This window comes from Paractinoplanes tereljensis (assembly GCF_016862435.1).
GTDB lineage: Bacteria > Actinomycetota > Actinomycetes > Mycobacteriales > Micromonosporaceae > Actinoplanes > Actinoplanes tereljensis.
Genome location: NZ_BOMY01000018.1, coordinates 112,096 through 133,296, shown reverse-complemented (window position 1 = coordinate 133,296; position 21,201 = coordinate 112,096). Strand labels below are relative to the sequence as shown.

The window sequence follows — 21,201 nt, the reverse complement described above, 5'->3', positions numbered from 1 at the left end:
TCGTTCAGTTGCGTCTATCAGTAGGTGCGAGCCGGGCGGGCCGAGCCGAAGCGGCCGCCGGTGCCCTCGCGCCGGTCGTTGCGCGGAGCGTCCCGGCGGAAGCCGCCGGTGCGCTCGCCGTTACGCGGCTGGAAGGTGCCCCGGTCTCCGCGCGGCCGGTCTCCGCTGGTGGCCCGGTCGCCGCTGCTGGTGGGCCGGTCGCCGCCGAAGGGCCGGTCGCCGGTGGTGGGCCGGTCGCCGTACGAACGCTCGGGCCGGTCTTGACGCTCCGAGTAGGGGCGCTGCGGCCGGTCACCGTAGGAACCCTGCGGGCGGTCACCGTACGACCGCTGGGGGCGGTCGCCGTAGGAACGCTGCGGGCGGTCACCGAAACGACCACGCGGGCGCTCGCTGCGCTCGCGGCGAGCCTCCGGCTCCTCCGGAACCGGGATGCCGCTGGGCTCACGAGCCCCGGTCACCTCGGCCAGCTTCTCGTCGCCCAGGCGAACCCGGACCTCGGCCGGCGCGACGCCGGCCTTGCCCATCATCGCCTGCGTGCTGCGCCGCTGCTTCGGCAGAACCAGCGTCACCACCGCACCGGACTCGCCGGCCCGAGCGGTGCGACCCGCGCGGTGCAGGTAGTCCTTCGGGTCCTTCGGCGGGTCGACGTGCACGACCAGCGAGATGCCGTCGACGTGGATGCCACGAGCCGCCACGTCGGTGGCCACCAGAACGTTGGTGCGGCCTTCCTTGAACTCGGCCAGCGTGCGGGTGCGAACCCGCTGCGTCTTGCCGCCGTGCAGTGCGCCGGCCCGGACACCGACCATGCGCAGCTGCTCCACCAGCCGGTCAACACCCATCTGGGTGCGGGCGAAGACGATGGTCTTGCCGGTCCGGTTGGCGATCGCCGCGGTGATCGGGAACTTCTCCGCCGGCGGGATCAGCAGCAGGTGGTGGTCCATGGTGGACACGCTGGCCTCGGCCGGGTTGGTCGAGTGCGTGACCGGGTCGTGCATGAAGCGCTTGACCAGGGTGTCGACGTCACCGTCGAGAGTGGCCGAGAAGAGCAGGCGCTGAGCGTTTTCCGGGGTCTTGGCCAGCAGCTCGGTGACCTCGGGCAGGAAGCCCATGTCAGCCATCTGGTCGGCCTCGTCCAGGACGGTGACCTCGACGTCGGCCAGGTTGCAGGCACCGCGCTCGATCAGGTCGCCCAGCCGGCCCGGCGTGGCCACGATGACCTCGACGCCGCGACGCAGGGCGTCCATCTGCCGGTCGTACGGCACGCCGCCGACTGCGGTCTTCAAGAAAACACCGACCGAGCGGCCCAGCGGCTGCAGCGCGTCGGCCACCTGCATGGCCAGCTCGCGCGTCGGCACCATGATCAGGGCCTTCGGGTGATGCGGCTTGGCCCGGCCGCCCTGCGCGACCCGGGCGAGCAGCGGAAGGCCGAACGCGAGGGTCTTGCCGGAACCGGTCTGGCCACGGCCGAGCACGTCCCGGCCCGCGAGGGCGTCGGGCATGGTCGCGGCCTGGATCTCGAACGGGGTGGTGATGCCCTCACGGCTGAGCACGCGGACGATCTCGGCCGGGAGGCCCAGGTCGGCGAACGTCAGGGTGGGGGTCGTCTCGGCCGCCGGGGTGATCTCGGCGGTCTCCTCGGGGGCAACGGCCTCTTCCGGGGCCGGGACCTCTGCGTTGGCAGGGGCTTCGAAAACGGACGGGAACGTGCTGGGATCAGCGAAAGTGGTCAAGAGAACCTCTCTACGGGGGCGCATGCTCGCGAATGGCCCGCCGCGGCTGCTGTCAGCCTGCCGCTGTAATGCCCGCAAGAACGCCCGTGGCATGCTCGTTTAAGGCACGCCGCTTCAATAACTGTCATAAGTGTACGGCTCAACGTTTAGCACGCCGACCGCATTCCGCCCCGGCAGTGGGCAGGCTCACCCGCCCCGGTGCAACCTCGCAAGGGTAGATGGCCCGGAGCGGTCCGCCAAACTCAGTTGAATAGTCCCTCGATCATGTCGGTGAAGGCGCTGCCCGCCGTGAACAGGAAAACCAGGCTCACGGTCACCAGCAGGCCCAGGACCACCAGCATCGCGATGGCTACCTTGAAGTTGCTGCGGCGACGGTCAACGATCTCGTCGTGCCAGCCCTGAGCCAGGATATGCCCGGTCAGCGAGCCTGAATTCTCCACCGGATTCATCGACACCGGCATCGTTGTGTCGATTGTCTCGTATCCGCCGAGGCCGTAGACGGTTCCGCCCGGGCCGGTCACCTGACCGCGTTGCTGCGGAACGGCCGACGTGGCGTTCGGGTCGAACCCGGCTGGGTAGGCGGGTGGCGAACTTATCTGCGCGGTCGGCGTGGCGGTTACCCCGAACGGCTGGGTATTCGCGGCCGGTCCGGCGACCCCGTATGGGTTGGCCGGCGGCATGGTGGCCGCCGACCGGGGGCCGGCGCTGGGCGGCACCGTGTAGGTCGGCAGACCGGACGCGGCCGGGATCGACGGCGGCGGCGGGAAGAGCGGCTGCGGCGGGCCGGGGACCGGGCTCGGACCCGGCGGACCGGGAACCGGGCTCGGGCCGGGGCCGGGCGGTACCGGCGACGGGCCCGGACCAGGGGGTACGGGTGCGGGGCCGGGGCCTGGCGGCACCGGGCTGGGCGGTGCCGGGTTCGGCACCGGGCCGGGCGGGGTGGGCGCGGGGCCCGGGGCCGGGCTCGGGGTCGGCACCGGAACCGGCGGCGGGAACGGGCTGGGCTGCGGCGTCGGGAACGGCGTCGGAACCGGGCTCGGGAACGGCACCGGCGGCTCGAACGGGCCGGGCTCGGCCGGCTTGACCGGCTGGGGCCGGGCCGGTGGCGGCGTCGGGACCGGGCGCGGCGGTTCTGGCTTTTCGGGTTCCGGCTTTTCGGGTTCCGGCTTCGACGGCTCGGGGTCGGCCGGTTTCGGGTCGCTCGGATTCGGCGGTGCCGGCTCGGTGTTCGTCGCCGGCCTGCTCTCCAGCGGCAGCTTCAGCTCCGTGGCCGGCTTGGCTTCCGGGGCTCCCGCTGCTTCCGTCGACGGGCGGGCCGACACCGTGGCGGTGCCGATCGAGGTCGAGGAGACCGCGGGCTTCGGGGGCGCCTCGGCCTCGGCCGGGCGGCCGCCGTAGACCTTGGCCTGGCCGCTCGGCCACGTCGCGGCACGCACCGCGGCCGGGTCTGCGCTGATCGAGCCCGGCACCGAGGCACGGGCCGCGCCCGCACCGGGCTGGGCCGGGAGCTGGCGGGACGAGCCGTCGACCCGCTCGGGCACCAGACCACCACCCGCCGGGCTGACCGGCCGCGCGGACCCGGTGACCCGGCCCGGCGCGGCACTCGCTGGGGCCGCACTCGCTGGGGCCGCGGCGTTCGCCGCCGGCTTGGCGGAAACCGGGACGGCGGCGCTCACCGAGCCGATCGGGCGGCCCACGGTGGCGCGGCCACTCGCGGCACCACTAACCGGCGCGCTGCCCGGCCGCTCGGTCCCGCTCGGCGAGGTCGCAGCCGGCGCAGTCGCGGACGATGGCGTGGGTGCCGACGGGGCCCAGAGGGCTCCCGGGGCGGGCGGCGGGGGCGGTGAATACGCCTCCTGGTCGCCACCGGCCGTCGGCTTGGGGCCGTCGCCGTCCGGTGTCGCCTGCCGCTCTTCCATGAACCCTCCCGACCGCGGACCGACGGTTCGGACGTCGGGCGCTGTGCCCCCTACCGTGCCATATCCGCGCCCGTGAACACACCCGGCACTGACCGGCCCACGCCTGCGGCCGGTCGGTTACCACCGGAAAAGGCGATCTTTGCCGCCCAGTGGCTGATGTCAGTTCGCGGATGCGGACGAAGCGGTCGCCGTCGACTGCTGGGCGCTACTCGACTGGGTCGTCTGCTCGGCCGCGGTGGCCGAGCTGGTGCTGGTGCTGGTCGCCGGCTTGGTCGTTTCTTCGGTCGCCGGCGCCGTGGTGGTCGGCGCGGTCGTAGGCGCCTCGGTGGGCGGCGGGGCCGTCGTCGGCTCGGTGGTCGGCGCCGTCGTCGGCTGCGTGGTCGGAGCGGTGGTCGGCTGAGTCGTGGGCGCCGTCGTCGGCTGGGTGGTCGGCGCCGTCGTCGGGCTCGTCGTCGGGCTCGTAGTCGGCTTCGTCGTCGGCGAGGTGGTGGGCGTGGTCGCCGGCGTCGTGGCCGGCGTGGTCGCCGGGGTGGTGGTCGGCGTCGTCGGCTCGTTCGGCTCCGGGTCGGGGGAGCCGAGCACCGGGCCCTCGGTGGTGCCCTCGACCGAGCCGAAGATGCGCGTGGCCTGGAAGAGCCGCGACCAGCGAACCGGGGTCAGCCGCACGTTGAGACCGGTGCGCGGAGCCTCGACCATCATGCCGTTACCCGCGTACATCGCGACGTGGTGGATGCCGCGCCAGCTGTTCGAGTAGCTGAAGAAGAGCAGGTCACCGGGGAGCAGAGAGTAGCGGTCGACGACCTTGTTGCGGGTCTGCCAGTACTGATCGCGGGAGACTCGGGTCAGCGGGAAACCGACCGAGTGGTAAGCCGCGTACATCAGGCCGGAGCAGTCGTACTGATCCGGGCCCTCCTCGGACCACACGTACGGGTCGCCGCGCTGGGCCAAGGCGTACTCCAACGCCTGGATCGCCCGCGGGTCGGAACCGCGGCCGGCCTCGGCGCCGGCGAGGTATTGCGCGCCGAGCGCGCTGTCGGCGATGGTCTCGCTGGTCTCGGCCGCGCTCAGCTCGACCGCGTTGGCCAGCTCGAGTTTCTGCTGCGCCGTCTGCTTCTTGCCGAGCTGGGTGTTGAGCTTGGCGTATTGCCCGACCAGGTCGTTCCAGTGCTCCTTGGCCAGGGTCTCCTGGTCGAGCGTGAGCTGGACGGCGGTCTCGGCGGAGCTGATCTGACGGGCGGTGGCCTGCTCGGTGGAGGCGTCGCCGCGCTGCAGGCGGGCCAGGTCGTCGAGACCGGCCAGGCCCGGGTCGAACGAGCCGGGCGGCAGACCGGCCGCCTCGATCATCGACTGGGCGGCCGCGCTCGCGGCGGCGGTGCGCGCTTCCTGCAGGGTGTAGGCGGCGTCGTCGTAGCGCTTCTCGGTCGCCTGATATTGGGTCTCCGCGAGATCGCGGTCCTGGCCGAGCTGGATCAGGTCGTCGCCGATGGTGGCGATCTCGGCGCGGCCCTTTTCGATCTTCTGCAGGACCGGGCTGGTCGCGGAGCCGGTCAGGGTGGGCGAGACGATCGGCGTGGTGCTCGCGGTCTGACCGGGCAGCACCAGGGTGCCGAGCGCCATCGGCCGGGAGCCGACGTCGGGCACCGCGGGCGCGACCGGCACCTGCGGCACGGCCGGCGCGGCCAGGGCGGGAACCGGGTTGAACAGGGCGGCGATGGCGGCGGTGGCAGCAGCGGACAGCACGACAGGGCGCCACCAAGGGCGCGCCGTGCGGATTCGCCGGTCTCCGTGACGTCCAGTAGCCATGTGCTCCCCGTCCGTGACGATCGCTCGCCACTTTTCGTCCCTCTAAAGGCTTACCTCATTGCTCATACGGCTGTCGATTGATCACAGATGAAAGAAGGCTGGGAATCCGAAGAACGACAGCGTGAGCTGGACCGCCTGGCAAACCCTGCGGTCGTGTTCTTGTCGGGGGTGGGACGTAGGCTCAACGACGAGTTAAGGGAAGGGGCACAGATGGATGCCGGGCACAAACGCGAGCTCGAGGCCAAGGTCTACGCAGGTGAGCGGCTGACTCGTGAGGACGGCATCGCGCTCTACGAGTCGGACGACCTCGCCTGGCTGGGCCGGCTGGCTCACCACAAGCGCACCGAGATGAACGGTGATCGGGTGATGTTCAACGTCAACCGGCACCTCAATCTCACCAACGTCTGCTCGGCAAGCTGCGCATATTGTTCCTTCCAGCGCAAACCGGGCGAAAAGGATGCGTACACCATGCGCATCGACGAGGCCGTGCGCAAGGCCAAGGAGATGGAAGACGAGCAGCTGACCGAGCTGCACATCGTCAATGGCCTGCACCCGACCCTGCCCTGGCGCTATTACCCCAAGGTGCTGCGCGAGCTGAAGGCCGCGTTGCCCCAGGTCAAGCTCAAGTGCTTCACCGCCACCGAGGTCCAGTGGTTCGAAAAGATCAGTGGCCTGCCCGCCTCCGAGATCCTCGACGAGCTGATGGACGCCGGTCTCGAGTCGCTGACCGGCGGCGGCGCCGAGATCTTCGACTGGGAGGTCCGGCAGCACATCGTCGACCACAACTGCCACTGGGAGGACTGGTCGCGCATCCACCGTCTCGCTCATGAGAAGGGGATGAAGACGCCGGCCACGATGCTCTACGGCCACATCGAGGAGCCGCGGCACCGGGTCGACCACGTGATGCGCCTGCGCGAGCTGCAGGACGAGACCGGCGGCTTCTCGGTCTTCATCCCGCTGCGCTACCAGCACGACTTCGTCGACTCCCAGGACGGCAAGATCCGCAACCGCATCCAGGAGCGCACCCGGATGGCCGCGCCGGCCGAGTCGCTCAAGACGTTCGCGGTGTCCCGGCTGATGTTCGACAACGTGCCGCACCTGAAAAACTTCTGGGTCATGCACGGCCTGTCGGTCGCCCAGCTCTCACTCAACTTCGGCGCCGACGACCTGGACGGCTCGGTGGTCGAATACAAGATCACCCACGACGCCGACTCTTATGGGACGCCCAACACCATGCACCGCGACGACCTGCTCGACCTGATCTGGGACGCCGGTTTCCAGCCGGTCGAGCGCAACACCCGCTACGAGGTGGTCCGGGAGTACGACCGGGCCCCGTCACTGGCATCGCGCCGCAGCGAGCCGGCCACGGTCTGGGCGTAAGGGGACATCTCGGCACGGCGTACCCTCATGGGGTCATGACCGAGACCAAGAGTGAGCGGCGTCCGCGCCGCGACCCCACCGGGCGCCTGGCCACCATCGGCGACCTGTTGGGAACCGCGCTGGCCGGGCTGGTCATCGGCGCCGTCCTGCTGCTGGCTTTCGAGGCGATCCTGTCGCTGACCAGGGTCTCCGAGTTCGGCGGCACGAGCGGCTGGCTGGCGCTGATCCTGCCACTGTGGCTGTTCACCGAGGAGTTCCGGGCCGCGCGCGAAAGCGGTCCCTACCGCGTGGTGGTGGCCGTGCTGGGCGCCGGCTTCGGCCTGGCCGTCGGCATGAGCCTCGTCGGCGTCGCCGCGCCGGTCTTCCCCGCGCTGGTCAGCGGCCTGGCCGGGGCCGCCGGCCTCACCGTGGTCTATTGCCTGGTCTGGTTCTACGGCCTCCGGTGGCTGAGCCACCGCGCGGGTTAGGAAGAAGAGAGAGATGAGTCCCGCCGTCAAGTACACGCTGGGCCGCCTGGGCCTGTTCGTGCTGATCTTCGTGCTGCTCCTGCCGCTCCCGCTGAACATCCTGGTCAGGGCGATGATCGCCCTGCTGGTCTCGGCGATCCTCTCCTACTTCCTGCTGTCCGACTGGCGCAACCAGATGGGCGAGCAACTGGCCGGCGCGTCGACCCGCCGCAGCGAGGAGAAGGAACGCCTGCGAGCCGCCCTGGCCGGCGACGAGGACGCCGCAGCCGCCGGCGACCGGGCAACCGTCCAGGAGCCCACCGACGCAGAGCCGGCCACCGCCGACGAGAAGAAGTAAGTGTGGGATAGCGTGCGGGGGACCGCGTCTCAGCGAAGCCGGTGGGAAACCGGCGCTGTCCCGCAACTGTGATGTCCTTGGAAATTGAGGTCTAGCCAGGTCGCCTGGACGCCGGTCGCGAAGAAGCGCTCTCGGAGAGGGGCGCCTCGCGGGCGGGCCGGGGTCACCAGGTTCTGTCGGCGAGCATCGGCCGACTGGAGGACCCTATGAAACGCCTGCTTACCGCGGCTGTGACTGCCGCTGCGCTGCTTCTCGCCGGAGGGTGCGGGGGTGGCGACGGCGAGAGTGCCGCTACCTCGGCGCCGAGTGCGGGGGCGTCCTATCCGGTCACGGTCGGGCAGCTGACCCTCGACAAGCAACCCGCGCGGATCGTGTCGCTGACGCCGACCGCCACCGAGATGCTGTTCGCGATCGGGGCCGGGCCGCAGGTGGTGGCGGTCGACGACCAGTCGAACTATCCGGCCGACGCGCCCAAGACCAGCCTGTCCGGGTTCAAGCCGAACGCCGAGGCGATCGCCGCGCAGAACCCCGATCTGGTGGTGCTCTCCAACGACACCGACAAGATCGTCGCGCAGCTCGGCGCGCTGAAGATCCCGACCTTCCTCACCCCGGCCGCGACCAGCGTGGATGACACCTACGCCGAGATCGGGCAGCTCGGCACGCTCACCGGGCACGCGACCGAGGCCGAGGCGTTGCACCAGCAGATGAGCACCCAGATCGACAAGATCGTCAAGGGGGTGCCGGCCCGGGCGACGGCGCTCAGCTACTACTACGAGCTCGACCCGACGCTCTACTCGGTCACCTCGAAGACGTTCGTCGGCTCGATCTTCGCGAAGTTCGGGATGACCAATGTGGCCGACGCGGCCGACCCGGACGGGAGCAAGGGCGGCTATCCGCAGCTCGCCGCGGAAGCGTTGATCACGGCGAACCCGGACACGATCTTCCTGGCCGACAGCAAGTGCTGCCAGCAGAGTGCGCAGACCATCGCGGCCCGCACCGGCTGGAAGACGATCACGGCGGTCAAGGCCGGTCAGATCTACCCGCTCGACGACGACATCGCCTCGCGCTGGGGTCCCCGTACCGTTGATCTGGTCCAGGCCGTGGCCGATGCGGTGGTCAAGGTCCCAGCGTGACCCGGGCTGCCGGCCTTAAACCGGCGTGGCTCGCAGCGGGCCTTCTCGCGGTGCTGCTCGCGCTGGTCGCCGGCCTCGCCTTCGGCTCGGTCCCGCTCCCTCCGGCCGGGGTCGCGGCCGAACTACTCAACCTCATTCCGGGTGTACGCCTCCACAGCGGACTCACCGAGCGTGAGATCGCGATCGTCACCGAACTGCGGTTGCCGCGGGTGATTCTCGGGCTGCTGGTGGGCGGCATGCTGGCCCTGGCAGGTGCCGCCTACCAGGGCGTCTTCCGCAACCCGCTGGCCGATCCGCATCTGCTCGGGGTGGCCGCCGGGGCCGGACTGGGCGTGACCGTGGTGATCGCGTTCCGGGCCGGCACCGGTGACGCCACCACCAATCTGCCGATCGCGGTGCCGGTGGCGGCCTTCGCGGGCGCGCTCATCGCGACGGCCCTGACCTGGCTTCTCGGTGCGGCCGGGGGTCGCGACCGGTCGCCGGCCACGCTCATCCTGGCCGGGGTGGCGGTCTCGTCGTTCCTGGCGGCCGCCCAGACGTACGTTATGCAGCGGCACGTCGACACCCTGCGTGAGGTCTACTCGTGGCTGCTGGGCCGGCTGGCCACCGCGGGCTGGCACGACGTGCTGATGATCCTGCCGTACGCGGTGGTGACCGGCGCGATCGTGCTGTCGCAGCGGCGTGAACTGGACGTTCTCACCGTCGGTGACGAGGAGGCGAGCAGCCTCGGTCTGCATCCGCAGCGCAGCCGCTATCTGCTGATCGTCGCGGCCTCGCTCGGCACCGCGGCGGCGGTGTCGGTCTCCGGGCTGATCGGGTTCGTCGGCATCATCGTCCCGCACACGATGCGGCTGCTGGCGGGCCCGAGCTACCGCTCGATCCTGCCGCTGTCGGTGCTGTTCGGCGGCGCGTTCCTGGCCCTCGCTGACCTGCTGGCCCGCACCGCGGGCGGCGCCGCCGAGATCCCGATCGGCGTGGTGACGGCGTTCTTCGGCGCCCCGTTCTTCATCGTCGTCCTGCGCACGACCCGAACGGCCGCGCCGTGAAGCGCCGCCCCGGCCGAGAGCCGGCCCAGCCAGGAATGTCCGGCGGCTTGACGCCGACCGACGACGCCGCAGCCGACGGCCCGGGAGAGGAAGGCGCGGGAGCGGTGGGCGTGGCCATCGTTGTTCGCGGGCTGCGCGTGTGGCTCGAGCGGACGCTCATCGTCGACGGGGTCGACCTGGACGTCGCCGCCGGGGAGTGGGTGACGGTCATCGGGCCGAACGGGGCCGGCAAGTCGACCGCGCTGCGGGCCATCGGCGGGCTGCTGCCGTTCGAGGGAAGCGTGGAGCTGGCCGGGACCGCGGTCGAGCGGCTGTCCCGGCGGGAGCGGGCCAAGACGATCGCCACCGTCGCTCAATCACCGGTGGTGCCGCCAGCCATGCGGGTTTTCGACTACGTGCTGCTCGGGCGCACGCCCTATGTGCCGCCACTCGGCCGGGAGTCGGCCGCCGACCTGGCCGCCGTCGACGAGGTGCTCGGCGAGCTCGACCTGGAGCGCTTTGCCGGACGGCGGCTGGACACGCTCAGCGGGGGCGAGCGGCAACGGGTCTTCCTCGCCCGCGCGCTGGTGCAGGGTGCCCGCATCCTGCTGCTGGACGAGCCGACCAGCGCGCTCGACATCGGGCATCAGCAGGAGGTGCTGGAGCTGGTGGACCGGCTGCGGGCCGAACGCGGGCTCACCGTGCTGGCGACCATGCACGACCTGACGACCGCCGGCGAGTACGCCGACCGGATGGTCCTGCTGTCGGCGGGCCGGGTGGTGGCGTCCGGCTCGCCGACCGAGGTGCTGACCGAGAAGAACCTGGCCGAGCACTACCGGGTACGGGTGCGGGTCATCGAGGGCGAGCATGGCCCGCTGGTGGTCCCGACCCGCGGCTGAGAATCACCCCTGGGAGGCCAGGATCGCGAACATGCCGCCCTGCGGATCTTCCAGTACGGCGTACCGGCCGATCTGCAGGTTTGTCGGTGGCTGGAGCACCTGGCCGCCCAGCGACCGCACGTGCATCGCGGTGCGGTCGCAGTCCTGCACCGCGAAATAGACCATCCAGTGGGCCGGCATGTCGACCGGCCAGTCGGCCGCCGCCATCGGCTGGATCCCGCAGATCGGCGTCTCGGTCAGCTTCGCCACCAGGTAGGGCTGGTTGCCCATCGAGCTGTGCCGGAACTGCCAGCCGAACACCGAGCCGTAGAACACCCGGGACCCGTCCAGGTCGCGGGTGTTCAACTCGTTCCAGGTCAGCGAGCCGGGCACGTCGAAGATGGCGGCGCCGCGCATGGTGCCGGCCTGCCAGACGCTGAACGGGGCCCCGGACGGGTCGAGGAAGGCGGCCATCCGGCCCTGATCGAGCACGTCGAACGGGGCCACCAGCACCTTCCCGCCGGCCACGGCCACCCGATCGGCGATCGCGTCGGCGTTGGTGGTGGCGATGTAGGTGCTCCAGGCCGTGGGCTGGCCCTCGCCGTAGAGGGGGCCGGCCCCGGCTACCGGGCGGCCGTTGAGCATGAAGGTGGTGTATCCGCCGAATTCCTCGCCGGCCACGTCCGCGGTCCACCCGAACAGTCCGGAGTAGAAGCGCTTCGCATCCTCGAGATCGGCGGTCCCCAGATCAACCCACGTGGGAAAGCCAGGCGTCGATGCGGTGGTCATCTACGGATGGTCGCACTGTGAATCTTTGATCGGTCTTAAGTGTCGATGTTCTAGCTGAACCGACGACCCTCGTCCCGCCGATAGGCCCACAAAGCCACCCCAGCCAGGGCAATCGTCCATGTGATCAAGGACACTACCGAGGTCGGACTAAACGGATATTCGCCCACGGCCGTCCACATCAGACGGACCGCGGCACCGGTCGGCAGGTAGGGCCCGACGGTCTCGACGATGCCGGGCGCCCAGTTGGGCGCGGTCATCAGCCCGCCGCCGAAGGCCAGCGGCAGGAACAGCACCTGCGCCACCACCACGGCCGCCTTGGGCGGCAGCGAGTAGCCGATCGCCAGGCCCATCAGGATGAACGGCACCGAGATCAACGCGGTGGTCAGGACGGCGAGCAGGAACCGGAACGGGCTGAGTGTGGCCGCGGTCAGGAACGCCGAGATCAGCACGACCGGGAGCAGGGCCACCGCCATCAGGGCCAGGCCGGCCAGGAGACGACCGGCGAAGCGGGGGAGGGCGCCGGCGGCGAGCGTTCGAACGTACGGATCCCAGGGCTGCACGCGATCGTCGGCGACGCCCACCCCGTACTGAAAAAGATTGGTGCTCATCACCGCGAAGGTCAGCATCGACGCGGTGGCGAACGTGGCGAAATGCGGGTCGTCGCCGGCGTAGGGCACCACGAACGCGAGCATCGACGCGGCCGGCCAGATGGCGCTGCCGGCGATCGCAATCGGAGTACGGGACGTCTCGATCAGCTGGAATCGGGCGTGGGTGAGGGTCAGACCGGACACGGTTCCTCCAAAAGGCGCAGGAACGCCTCCTCCAGCGAGGCGCGGCGGATTTCCAGGTCGGTGAAATGCACCTCGGCCGCGACCAGGTCGCGAACCAGCCGATCCGCGTCGGGGCTGAGCAGGTGCCAGCGGTCACCCTCGCGGTCGGTCGCGGTCACCCCATCAAGATCCGGCAGCGGTACGGGTGAGGTCAGGCTGACCCGGCGCACGGCGACCAGACCGCGCACGGCGTCGATGGTGTCGTCGGCCAGCACCCGGCCACCCCCGATCACCACCGCGCGCCGGGCCAGGGCCTCGATCTCCTCGAGGTAGTGGCTGGTCAGCACGATCGTGCCGCCCTCGGCGTGGAACTCGCGGACGCCGTCCCAGAGGGCTCGCCGGGCCTCGACATCGAGCCCGGTGGTCGGCTCGTCCAGGAACACGATCTTCGGCCGGCCGGCGAACGCCAGCGCCACGGCGACCCGCCGCTTCTGCCCGCCGGACAGGCCACCGGTCTGTCGGCGTACCAGATCGGTCAGCCCGAAGCGGGAGAGAAGCTCCGCGCGCGGCAGCGGATCGGGGTAATGCGCCCGGACGAAGTCGACGACCTCGCCGACGCGCAGCGTGCCGGGCAGCCCGGTCTCCTGTGGAGTGACCCCGAGGTGGCGCCGGCTCGCCGGCCGGCGCGGGTCGGCGCCGAGCAGCTCGACGTGCCCGGAGCTGGGCTTGCGCGTGCCGGTCAGCAGGCTGATCAGGGTGGACTTGCCGGCGCCGTTGGGGCCGAGCAGGCCGACGATCTCGCCGGCCGCGATGTCGAGCGAGACGTGGTCGAGGGCGACGGTGTCGCCGTAGTGGCGGCTGACGTCGACGGCACGGGCGAGGATCATGACGACGCTCCCGGGTCGAGCAGGGCCCGCAGGGCGGCCGTGTATTCCTCGAAGGCGAGCCGGCCGCGGCGGGTGAGGCGGAGGAGGGTGGCCGGCGTGCGGCCCTGGTGGGTCTTGGTGACCTCGACGTAGCCCGCGTCTTCCAATTTGCGCAGGTGGACCGAGAGGTTGCCGGCGGTCATCCCCAGCGATTCCTGCAGCCAGGGGAACGTGACCTTGTCGTCGTCGCGCAGAGCGGACAGCGCCGACACCACCCGCAGCCGGGCCTGGGCGTGAATGACCGGATCGAGCTCGGGGGTTTCGGTCACCGCAGCCGCCTCCAGCCCAGGAAGCCGGCCACGATCATGCCGGCGCCCCCGCCGACCGCCACGATCAGCGAGTGCCAGCCCGGGCCGGCCGCGATGCCGAGGATGTTGATCAAACTGGTCCAGGCGCCGAGCACGAACAGCTGACGGTCCTGCCAGATCGCGCTGCCGGCCATGTGCAGCGTGCCGGTGAGCGCGACCATGCCGCCGGCCCAGAGCAGGCCGGCCTGCGCCTCGGACAGATCGTTGGCGATCCGCCCGAAGAGCACCGAGAGGCTGAAGAAGGAGATCGACCAGGAGATGCCGTAAAGCCGGCCGGCCCGGGAGGTCGGTCCGCTGGTGCGCCGCACCGACCGGCTGCCGGCGAAGCCGGTGGTGATGCCGGCCGCGATGAACAGCAACATCAGCACGACCAGCGGCAACCAGTCGGGCAGGTCGACGTAGACCCTGCCGTCGGGGCCGTAGCGCAGGAAGAACAGGGTGAAGCCGATCAGCCAGGCGAAGCCCCACGGCCAATACATCAACCGGGGGTCCGGGGCGATCTGGCGGACGAGATTGGCGCGCTCCCGCTCGATCAGCGCGAGCGGATCGGCGGGTGCCTGGTCATCCTCGGGGTCCATGCAAAGAACTTTACAACACAAAGTCAAAGAGGTTTTTGCCATAAAGTAGACTTGGTTTATGGATCTTCGACCGGCGCTGGCCGCCGAGCTGGCCGACATCTTGGACTTCTGGCAGGTGGCGGCCGAGAACGACAACCGGCCGGCCGATTCCCGGGCCGCTCTTGACTCGCTGTACGAACGCGACCCGGACGCACTCATCGTCGCGGTGGACGGCGACGAGATCGTCGGCTCGGTGATCGCTGGGTGGGACGGCTGGCGGTGCCACCTCTACCGGCTCGCGGTCGCGCCGGCCCGGCGCCGGCAGGGCATCGGGCGCGCGCTCATCGAGGCGGCCGAGGAACGCTTCCGGGCGCTCGGCGGCACCCGCGCCGACGCCATGGTGCTCGACGACAACGCGGATGCGCACGGTGCGTGGGCCGTCGGCGGCTATCGCCGCCAGGCGGAATGGTCGCGCTGGATCAAGCCGCTGTAAGGGCCGCCGGCAGCGGCTTCTGGTGTACGACGGACAGCCGGGACACCGCGCGGGTCAGCACCACGTAGAGCCGGTTGAGTCCACGGGTCTCGGCCGCCACGATGTCCGCCGGTTCGTGGACCACGACATGGTCGTACTCCAAGCCCTTGGCCACCGACGCCGGCACCACCGTGACGCGCGCCTCGGAGTCGACGTCGTCCGGCGTCGCGATCTCGATTCCGGCCGCCGTCAGATGCGCACTCAGCCGGGCCACCGCGGTGTCGGCCGCGATCAGCGCGACCGAACCCTCGTGATCGAGCGCCGCGGTCACCTCGACCAGCGTCTGCCCGTCGAGATCGGTCGCCGCCACGATGGACAGATCGCCGTCCCGGCGCAGCGACACCGCCTCCGGCACGGCCACATCGAGGGCCGACAGCAGCCGGTTGGCCAGCTCGACCACCACGGCCGGCACCCGGAAGCCAATGGTCAGCGGTACCACCGCGGCGTCCGGTTTGCCGAGGTGGGCGAGGGTGTCCCGCCAGTCCGCGGCCGCCCACGGCGCGGTCCCCTGCGCCAGGTCGCCGAGCAGGGTGATCGAGCCGTGCTCGCTGCGCCGGGCGATCGCCCGCGCCTGCATCGGCGACAGGTCCTGCGCCTCGTCCACCACCACGTGCCCGAAGCTGGTCTCCCGTTCCAGCAGCCCGGCCGCCTCGTCGATCAGCACCAGGTCGGCCGCGCTGAACTTCGCCGACTTGGCGGTCTTCGGCGCCTTGGTCCAGCGGATCGCCTCCTGCTCCTCGGCGGTGAGCAGGTCGTCGGCCGGGTCGAGCAGCACCTCCAGGACCAGCGACTCGGGGGTCACGGCCGGCCAGGAGTGGTCCAGGAACTCCTTGACCGGCGCGATCCGGGCCATCTTGCGCAGCCAGGTCTCGCCCGGTGAGTTGCCGGTGCGGTACTCCGACTGCCGTTGCAGGAGGCCGACCACCCGGGCCAGCACGCGTTCGCGCCCCAGCTGGTAGGGCAGCCCTTCGCGGCGGGCCTCGTCGACGATCCGGCGCAGCGGCTCGGTGTCGATCCGCCAGCGGTAGGAGCCGTCCGACACCATGATCGGTTCGGCCGGCTTGGCGATCCGGCGCCACAACGCTTTGCGGAGCACCTCTGCCATCCGTACGTCGTGCTTGATGTTTGTGGCTTTGTCGTTATCGGTTGCCTTGACCGCGACTCGGCCGACCAGATCGTCCACAGTGGCCTGCTTGACCTCGACCTCGCCGAGCGCCGGCAGGACCGCCGAGATGTACGACAGGAACGCCGCGTTCGGGCCGACGATCAGCACGCCCGAGCGCTTCAGCCGTTCCCGGTGCAGGTAGAGCAGGAAGGCGGCCCGGTGCAGGCCGACCGCGGTCTTACCGGTGCCCGGCGCGCCCTGCACGCAGATCGAATCGGCCAGATCGGCCCGGACCAGCTCGTCCTGCTCGGGCTGGATGGTCGCCACGATGTCGCGCATCGGCCCGACGCGTGGCCGCTCGATCTCGGCGGTCAGGATGCGGCTGGAGGTGCCCAGCTCCTCGCCGCGGTCGAGATGCTCGTCCTCGAAGCTGGTCAGCTCGCCCTTCACGAACCCGAACCGGCGCCTGGTCGACACCCCCTGCGGATCGCGCACGCTGGCCCGATAGAACGACCGGGACAGCGGCGCGCGCCAATCGAGCACCATCGGCTCGCCGGAGTCGTCGGTCACGTGCCGGCGCCCGACGTGATAGGCGGACTCCTCGATGTCGAGGCGTCCGAAGAACAGCGGGGTGGTCGGGTCGTCGGCCAGCTCCAGCACCCGGCGGGCCATGTGCCGGCCGAGCTGCTCGGCGGTGTAGGCGTCGCCGGCGACCTTGTCACCGGTGGAGAAGAGGGCCTCGGCACGGCCCCGCATCCGGGCCAGCGCGGCGCGGGACTCGCGCAGGTGGGTTCGTTCGGCGGCGAGTTCGGTATCCAGATCAAAGGCAGGCAAGGGTCATCCTCAACACAGGCTTTGCGGGCTGCTCGCGTATCCGAGACCGGCCACCGGTCCACGGCGCGGAGGACGTCCGCTGCGGTGCATGCTCACCACGGCCGTCAAGCGGCCCTAAACGTTACGCCCCACCCACCCCTTGTCCACCGATTTTCCCGCGGCCCGCGGCTTGGTCGGGTCTCGCTAGCTGAAGAATGGGTGGCATGGCGGAGCGTGGGGTGCGGGTCAGTGATCCGCGGGTGATGCGGGCGCTTTCTCATCCGGCTCGGATCGAGATCGTCGAGTACTTGAACGACTCCGGGGCGGCGGTCACCGCTACCGAGTGCGCGAGCATGGTCGGGCTCTCCCCGAGTGCCACCAGCTATCACCTTCGTGAGCTGGCCAAATACGGCCTTGTTGAGCAGGCGCCGAGCCGGGGGGACGGGCGGGAGCGCCTCTGGCGCAGCGTGGCCGCCGGGCTTCGGATCGACCCGGACATGGCCGAGCCGGCCGCCAACGCGGCCGCTCGTGCGCTTGTCGACCTCTATCTGAACCGTGATCTGGAGCGGGCCCGGGACTGGTTCTCCCGGCTCGGCACCGAGCCGGAGGAGTGGCGGCGGGTCGGTGCGATGCGTGGTGACCGGCTGCTGATCACCACCGACGAGCTCAAGGCGCTGGTCGAGAAGATCACCGAGCTGATCGAGCCGTACGGGATCCGGGAACGGCAGGACTCCGCGCCGGAAGGTGCGCGGCGAGTCGCGTTCTCGATGGCCGCCTATCCGGAGCCCGACAGGACGTAACCGGGGGCTTGTGCGAACCAGATGTGAAGGAATACTTTCGAAGTATGTCCTTCACATCTGGTGAGTCGCGCTGGGCGGACGTCTATCTGGTCTCGGCGGCCCGTGCCGTCTCGGTGTGCGGCGACTTCCTCGCCGCCACCACGCTCGCCCTCGTTCTGCAGCAGCGCGGGCACGGCGGCCTGGCCGTCTCCGGCCTGCTGGTGGCGGCGAGCCTGCCGCTGGCCCTGCTCGCCCCGATCGGCGGGCGCATCGCCGACCGGGCCGACAGCCGGGTCGTGCTGATCACGGCCGGTTTCGTGCAGTCGCTGATCTGCGTCGCGCTGGCCTTCGTGCAGCATCCGGTCGCGATCATCGGGCTGGTCGCGCTCCTCGCCGCTGGCCTGGCCGTCACCCAGCCGACCCTCGCGGCGCTGATCCCGCGCATGGTCCGCCCGGACGACCTGGCCAAGGCGAGCGGCCTCAACCAGACCGCCGGCGTGATCGGCATGCTGATCGCCCCGGCGCTGGCCGGCATCCTGGTCGGCCAGACCGGCTCGCGGACGCCGCTGCTGCTCGACGCGGTGAGTTACCTCGCCCTGGTCGTGGCCGGCCTGGTGATCAAGACCCGGCGCCACCAGAAAACCCTGGCGAAGACCGAAAAATCCCACTTCAAGGTACGGGACGACCGCGCACTCACCGTGATGATCGGAGCGATGGCCGCGGTCATGGTCGGGGTGAGTGCGATCAACGTGGTCGAGGTCTTCTTCATCCGCGACACCCTGCACGCCTCCACGACCATGTTCGGCCTGGTGACCGCGGCGTGGCCGGCCGGCATGCTGCTCGGCAGCGTGCTCTTCGGGCGGGTCTCCAGGGCCCGCATCACCGTCCCGGCCCTGATGCTGATCACGGCCGGCTCGTGCGTTCCGCTGTTCGCGGGCGCCCTGGTCACCGGCGCGACCGCGCTGATTCCGCTGTGGCTGATCGGCGGCGTCTTCAACGCCGGCATCAACGTCTTCGTCATGGTGATCATCGCCGGGCGCGTCCCCTCGGCCGCACACGGCCGCGCCTTCGCCGCCGTGACCTCCGCCATGCAGACGGCGGGCCTGCTCGGCCTGGCCGCGGCCGGCCCCCTGGTCGAACACGTCGACCCCCGCTGGCTGGTGGCCGCAACCGGTGCCATCGGCCTGACCGCGTCCCTGATCGGCTTCCCACTGGTCCGCCGCGAGTCCGTCAAGGTCGGTGTCGAATCACCAGAGGCCAGGGCCGTTGCGCCGGTACCGGCGGAGCGGTGAGCGGCCCGGCGCCGTCGGAGTCACCCGACCGGAATCCTCAAGTGCCTTCAGCGCGCGTAGCACCTTCATGTAGCTGAGCCCGGTGCGCTGTTCGATATCGCGGCGACTCAGTTCAGTCCCGTCCGCCAGGGTGCGCCACACCAATTCCTCAGGTGTGCCATCGGCCCGGCTCGGCGTCGGATCATCGGCCTCAGGTGCGAGAACGTAACGAGCGTGGCGCCGCTCGCCGATTCGCACGGCGACTCCGCGGTTCACAAGATCGGACAATTCGCTTGTTGCTCGATGGGCTTCCAGGCCGAGATTGCGCATGGTGCCGTTGGTGACCGTACGGCCAGTGCGCATCTCGGCGAGAGCAAGGTGCTGAGAGGTAGTCAGTCCGCTCTGCCCCAGACTGACGATCCACGCCGTGGTCGCGTCGTCGAGTAGGGCATGCCGGGGCAAAACCACCTTGAACCGCGTGATCCGATTGTGAAATTCCGGCGGAGGTGAACCCGCTCGGCGGAGTTCTCGAAGCATGGTCGGAATGCCGCTGGCCCGGTTCTCGCATGCCATCCGGCCGGTCTCGGGCAGGCGGATGTCCTGCAGTAGCTTAGCCAGCACCGGGTTACGGCTCGAGGTGACGCCTTCGCCGCCCAGATCGTCCTCGGTTACTGCGCCGAATAGACCGCCCGGATTCGCGATGACCAGCCGGTCTGCGTAGAGCGTGATCTGGACCGGAGTACCGCGTGAATAGGTTGAGTAGTCACGGTGCAGCAGAGCGTTCGCAACCGCCTCGCGGACCACCTCAGCCGGATAGTCGTAGACGTCGGTTCGGCCGTTTCCGTCCACGAAGGACCGCACCGAGGTGTTGCGAAGCACAGCTGTGACAACCTCGTCAACGATCACCGGGATCGGGCCGTCGAAGGAACGATTGTCGAGAAAGCGCGGTCCATTTGCCGGCACATCGGCGGCTGACTTACCGGGGTACGCCACCAGTGTGGCGTTGAGCTGAGGGAAGAATTGCTGAGGGTAGGTGCCGAGCGCGAGTAGGCCGCCCAGAGTAGGACGGACGATGCCCTCCTCGTCCTCGGCTACGACGTTGAGTCGACGCAGAATCTGGCTTTCGTCAAGGTTTGCGAATGCACGTGGCTGTCGCTGGCGGACCCGAGTGACCAGCACTTGCGTCTCAGCAGCGTCGAGATCCGCGAGCGTGGCGGCGGCCACCGGTTGGCGGTCGTCGTTGGGCTGACCACGATTCGTGTGTAGAAGGTGAATCTCGAAGTCGGTGAGCCGCCGGTCCCCGTCTCCGCCGCGGGTGAATGAGCCGTTGTACTCGCCCCTGGCAGCGACGAAACAGGGCTTGAAGCGGGGATCGAGTTCGCTGATCTCGGCGACGACCACCAGCGCGTCCTCGAACTCGACGATCTCGATCTCCGTCCGTACTGGCGGCTGGAGTTCGTCGTTGCACGTTGATGCGAGCGCACTGGAGGTCTTGGCAGCATCGAATCCGTTGGCCGGACGAAATTCGTTGCCTTCCTCGAGCCCTAGGATGACGGTGCCGCCCCGGTCGTTGCTGAAGGCGCTCAAGGTGTCGCGCAAGGCCTTCGGAAGACCGCCGGCCGCTGCTTTGACCTCGACGTCACAGAGATCACTGCCCGAGCGGCGAAGCAGGTCGACGAGCCTCGTCAGTTGCTGCTTGTCCATCCGCAACCTTCTTGCTAAAGACTTTTGCAAAAGACTTTAGCAAGAAGGTGCGTGCGATGTGAGACACCCCGCCCCCACCCAGCGGTGGATGGCAACCGGTGGGGGATAGCGTCGGGTCATGAGCGACAGCGCCGGTCGACCCCGGGTAGGGCACATTCAGTTCCTCAACTGCCTGCCGATCTACTGGGGGTTGATGCGGTCCGGCGCTCTGCTCGACGTCGACCTGCGCAAGGACACCCCCGACCGGCTCAGCCACGACCTGGTCACCGGCGATCTCGACATCGGCCCGATCACCCTTGTCGAATACCTGCGCCACGCCGACGAGCTGCTCCTGCTGCCCAATCTCGCGGTCGGCAGCGACGGCCCGGTGCTCTCGGTCAACCTGATCTCGACGCGGCCGCTCGGCGAGCTCGACGGTCGCCCGGTCGCCCTGGGTTCCACCTCGCGCACCGGGGTTCTGCTGGCGCAGATGCTGCTGGCCGAGCGCTACCAGGCCGAACCCGAATACTTCCGCTGCCCGCCCGAGCTGACCCAGATGCTGATGGAGGCGGACGCCGGCGTACTGATCGGCGACCCGGCCCTCCGGGCCATGTACGAGGCTCCCCGCCTCGGCCTGACCGTCACCGACCTGGGCCAGGCCTGGCGTGAGTGGACCGGCCTGCCGATGGTTTTCGCGGTCTGGGCGGTCCGCAAGGATTACGCGGCCGCGAACCCCGGCGCGGTCAAGGACGTGCACGAGGCCTTCCAGCGCTCCCGCGACCTCTGCCTGGGCGAACTGGACGAGGTCGCCGCGGCCGCCGCCCGCTGGGAGCCGTTCGACGCCGAGACCCTGGCCACGTACTTCCGCGCCCTCGACTTCTCCCTCGGCGATCGCCAGATCGCCGGCCTGCGCGAATTCGCCCGCCGGGCCGCCCTCCGCGGCGAAGTCCCCCCGCTGCCGACCGACGGCCCGATCTTCGCCGAGGTCTAGATCAA

20 protein-coding genes and 1 riboswitch are annotated in these 21,201 nt (G+C 70.1%); of the genes, 10 read left to right on the top strand and 10 right to left on the bottom strand.

Annotated elements, in window-relative coordinates; translation table 11 throughout:
* Nucleotides 1-17: 17 nt before the first annotated feature.
* From Ate02nite_RS13265 to Ate02nite_RS13255, 3 genes are all read right to left on the bottom strand, one after another.
* Nucleotides 18-1,730, bottom strand: coding sequence for a DEAD/DEAH box helicase (locus Ate02nite_RS13265; RefSeq protein WP_239147361.1), 1,713 nt, complete (start codon nt 1,728-1,730; stop codon nt 18-20).
* Between the two features lie 242 nt (nt 1,731-1,972).
* Nucleotides 1,973-3,649 (bottom strand): hypothetical protein, encoded by a 1,677-nt coding sequence (locus Ate02nite_RS13260; RefSeq protein WP_203804905.1) that lies wholly within the window; start codon nt 3,647-3,649, stop codon nt 1,973-1,975.
* 159 nt (nt 3,650-3,808) lie between these two features.
* Nucleotides 3,809-5,389: a C40 family peptidase gene (locus Ate02nite_RS13255; RefSeq protein ID WP_239147360.1), complete on the bottom strand. Its 1,581-nt coding sequence runs from the start codon at nt 5,387-5,389 to the stop codon at nt 3,809-3,811.
* A 273-nt stretch (nt 5,390-5,662) separates the two neighbouring features.
* Here Ate02nite_RS13255 and mqnE point away from each other — a divergent pair, with 273 nt between their 5' ends.
* From mqnE to Ate02nite_RS13225, 6 genes are all read left to right on the top strand, one after another.
* The gene (gene mqnE / locus Ate02nite_RS13250) at nt 5,663-6,832 is read left to right on the top strand and encodes an aminofutalosine synthase MqnE (RefSeq protein WP_203804877.1); all 1,170 of its coding nucleotides are present in this window, start codon (nt 5,663-5,665) and stop codon (nt 6,830-6,832) included.
* 35 nt (nt 6,833-6,867) lie between these two features.
* Nucleotides 6,868-7,299 carry a hypothetical protein gene (locus Ate02nite_RS13245; RefSeq protein WP_203804874.1) on the top strand — a complete coding sequence of 144 codons (432 nt, stop codon included), beginning with the start codon at nt 6,868-6,870 and terminating at the stop codon, nt 7,297-7,299.
* Between the two features lie 13 nt (nt 7,300-7,312).
* Entirely contained in the window at nt 7,313-7,636 is a 324-nt protein-coding gene (locus Ate02nite_RS13240; RefSeq protein ID WP_203804871.1) for a DUF4229 domain-containing protein, read from the top strand.
* 37 nt (nt 7,637-7,673) lie between these two features.
* Nucleotides 7,674-7,736, top strand: a riboswitch (cobalamin riboswitch).
* A gap of 106 nt (nt 7,737-7,842) precedes the next feature.
* Nucleotides 7,843-8,769 (top strand): ABC transporter substrate-binding protein, encoded by a 927-nt coding sequence (locus Ate02nite_RS13235; RefSeq protein WP_203804868.1) that lies wholly within the window; start codon nt 7,843-7,845, stop codon nt 8,767-8,769.
* Nucleotides 8,766-9,815: a FecCD family ABC transporter permease gene (locus Ate02nite_RS13230; protein WP_203804865.1), complete on the top strand. Its 1,050-nt coding sequence runs from the start codon at nt 8,766-8,768 to the stop codon at nt 9,813-9,815. The genes Ate02nite_RS13235 and Ate02nite_RS13230 overlap by 4 nt, the downstream gene beginning before the upstream one ends.
* Nucleotides 9,816-9,931: 116 nt before the next feature.
* Complete coding sequence (locus tag Ate02nite_RS13225; protein WP_438871198.1) at nt 9,932-10,693, top strand: ABC transporter ATP-binding protein; 762 nt, start codon at nt 9,932-9,934, stop codon at nt 10,691-10,693.
* Between the two features lie 3 nt (nt 10,694-10,696).
* Here Ate02nite_RS13225 and Ate02nite_RS13220 read toward each other — a convergent pair whose 3' ends face one another.
* From Ate02nite_RS13220 to Ate02nite_RS13200, 5 genes are read right to left on the bottom strand one after another with little or no spacing between them, the layout of a single operon-like run.
* On the bottom strand, nt 10,697-11,461 hold the full coding sequence (locus tag Ate02nite_RS13220) for a VOC family protein (protein ID WP_203804861.1): 765 nt from the start codon (nt 11,459-11,461) through the stop codon (nt 10,697-10,699).
* 50 nt (nt 11,462-11,511) lie between these two features.
* Nucleotides 11,512-12,252: an ABC transporter permease gene (locus Ate02nite_RS13215; RefSeq protein ID WP_203804859.1), complete on the bottom strand. Its 741-nt coding sequence runs from the start codon at nt 12,250-12,252 to the stop codon at nt 11,512-11,514.
* Nucleotides 12,240-13,118, bottom strand: coding sequence for an ABC transporter ATP-binding protein (locus tag Ate02nite_RS13210; protein WP_203804857.1), 879 nt, complete (start codon nt 13,116-13,118; stop codon nt 12,240-12,242). The genes Ate02nite_RS13215 and Ate02nite_RS13210 overlap by 13 nt, the downstream gene beginning before the upstream one ends.
* Nucleotides 13,115-13,426: a transcriptional regulator gene (locus Ate02nite_RS13205; RefSeq protein WP_203804855.1), complete on the bottom strand. Its 312-nt coding sequence runs from the start codon at nt 13,424-13,426 to the stop codon at nt 13,115-13,117. The genes Ate02nite_RS13210 and Ate02nite_RS13205 overlap by 4 nt, the downstream gene beginning before the upstream one ends.
* Nucleotides 13,423-14,043 carry a transporter gene (locus Ate02nite_RS13200; RefSeq protein WP_203804853.1) on the bottom strand — a complete coding sequence of 207 codons (621 nt, stop codon included), beginning with the start codon at nt 14,041-14,043 and terminating at the stop codon, nt 13,423-13,425. Before Ate02nite_RS13200 ends, Ate02nite_RS13205 begins: the two co-directional genes overlap by 4 nt.
* 58 nt (nt 14,044-14,101) lie before the next feature.
* Here Ate02nite_RS13200 and Ate02nite_RS13195 point away from each other — a divergent pair, with 58 nt between their 5' ends.
* Nucleotides 14,102-14,515, top strand: coding sequence for a GNAT family N-acetyltransferase (locus Ate02nite_RS13195; RefSeq protein ID WP_203804850.1), 414 nt, complete (start codon nt 14,102-14,104; stop codon nt 14,513-14,515).
* On the opposite strand, the gene Ate02nite_RS13190 is transcribed toward Ate02nite_RS13195, so the two are convergent.
* Nucleotides 14,502-16,493 carry a HelD family protein gene (locus Ate02nite_RS13190; protein ID WP_203804847.1) on the bottom strand — a complete coding sequence of 664 codons (1,992 nt, stop codon included), beginning with the start codon at nt 16,491-16,493 and terminating at the stop codon, nt 14,502-14,504. The genes Ate02nite_RS13195 and Ate02nite_RS13190 overlap by 14 nt on opposite strands.
* Before the next feature lie 203 nt (nt 16,494-16,696).
* On the opposite strand from Ate02nite_RS13190, the gene Ate02nite_RS13185 reads away from it, so the two are divergent.
* Both Ate02nite_RS13185 and Ate02nite_RS13180 read left to right on the top strand, forming a co-directional pair.
* Nucleotides 16,697-17,272, top strand: coding sequence for an ArsR/SmtB family transcription factor (locus Ate02nite_RS13185; protein WP_203804844.1), 576 nt, complete (start codon nt 16,697-16,699; stop codon nt 17,270-17,272).
* Nucleotides 17,273-17,316: 44 nt separating this feature from the next.
* Entirely contained in the window at nt 17,317-18,543 is a 1,227-nt protein-coding gene (locus tag Ate02nite_RS13180; RefSeq protein WP_203804842.1) for an MFS transporter, read from the top strand.
* Here the strand turns inward: Ate02nite_RS13180 and Ate02nite_RS13175 are convergent.
* Nucleotides 18,499-20,226, bottom strand: a complete 1,728-nt coding sequence (locus tag Ate02nite_RS13175; protein WP_203804839.1) for an ATP-binding protein — start codon at nt 20,224-20,226, stop codon at nt 18,499-18,501. The two genes, Ate02nite_RS13180 and Ate02nite_RS13175, sit on opposite strands and share 45 nt — an antisense overlap.
* A 118-nt stretch (nt 20,227-20,344) precedes the next feature.
* Between Ate02nite_RS13175 and Ate02nite_RS13170 the strand changes: the two genes are divergently transcribed.
* Nucleotides 20,345-21,196, top strand: a complete 852-nt coding sequence (locus Ate02nite_RS13170) for a menaquinone biosynthetic enzyme MqnA/MqnD family protein (protein ID WP_203804836.1) — start codon at nt 20,345-20,347, stop codon at nt 21,194-21,196.
* Nucleotides 21,197-21,201: the final 5 nt, after the last annotated feature.

Bases quoted from the DNA above. Each gene is read 5' to 3' on its own strand.
- Ate02nite_RS13175 (WP_203804839.1), bottom strand. From the start codon at position 20,226: ATGGACAAGCAGCAACTGACGAGGCTCGTCGACCTGCTTCGCCGCTCG.
- Ate02nite_RS13240 (WP_203804871.1), top strand. From the start codon at position 7,313: ATGAGTCCCGCCGTCAAGTACACGCTGGGCCGCCTGGGCCTGTTCGTG.
- Ate02nite_RS13245 (WP_203804874.1), top strand. From the start codon at position 6,868: ATGACCGAGACCAAGAGTGAGCGGCGTCCGCGCCGCGACCCCACCGGG.
- Ate02nite_RS13235 (WP_203804868.1), top strand. From the start codon at position 7,843: ATGAAACGCCTGCTTACCGCGGCTGTGACTGCCGCTGCGCTGCTTCTC.
- Ate02nite_RS13185 (WP_203804844.1), top strand. From the start codon at position 16,697: ATGGCGGAGCGTGGGGTGCGGGTCAGTGATCCGCGGGTGATGCGGGCG.
- Ate02nite_RS13220 (WP_203804861.1), bottom strand. From the start codon at position 11,461: ATGACCACCGCATCGACGCCTGGCTTTCCCACGTGGGTTGATCTGGGG.
- Ate02nite_RS13260 (WP_203804905.1), bottom strand. From the start codon at position 3,649: ATGGAAGAGCGGCAGGCGACACCGGACGGCGACGGCCCCAAGCCGACG.
- Ate02nite_RS13170 (WP_203804836.1), top strand. From the start codon at position 20,345: ATGAGCGACAGCGCCGGTCGACCCCGGGTAGGGCACATTCAGTTCCTC.
- Ate02nite_RS13195 (WP_203804850.1), top strand. From the start codon at position 14,102: ATGGATCTTCGACCGGCGCTGGCCGCCGAGCTGGCCGACATCTTGGAC.
- Ate02nite_RS13200 (WP_203804853.1), bottom strand. From the start codon at position 14,043: ATGGACCCCGAGGATGACCAGGCACCCGCCGATCCGCTCGCGCTGATC.
- mqnE (WP_203804877.1), top strand. From the start codon at position 5,663: ATGGATGCCGGGCACAAACGCGAGCTCGAGGCCAAGGTCTACGCAGGT.
- Ate02nite_RS13180 (WP_203804842.1), top strand. From the start codon at position 17,317: ATGTCCTTCACATCTGGTGAGTCGCGCTGGGCGGACGTCTATCTGGTC.
- Ate02nite_RS13210 (WP_203804857.1), bottom strand. From the start codon at position 13,118: ATGATCCTCGCCCGTGCCGTCGACGTCAGCCGCCACTACGGCGACACC.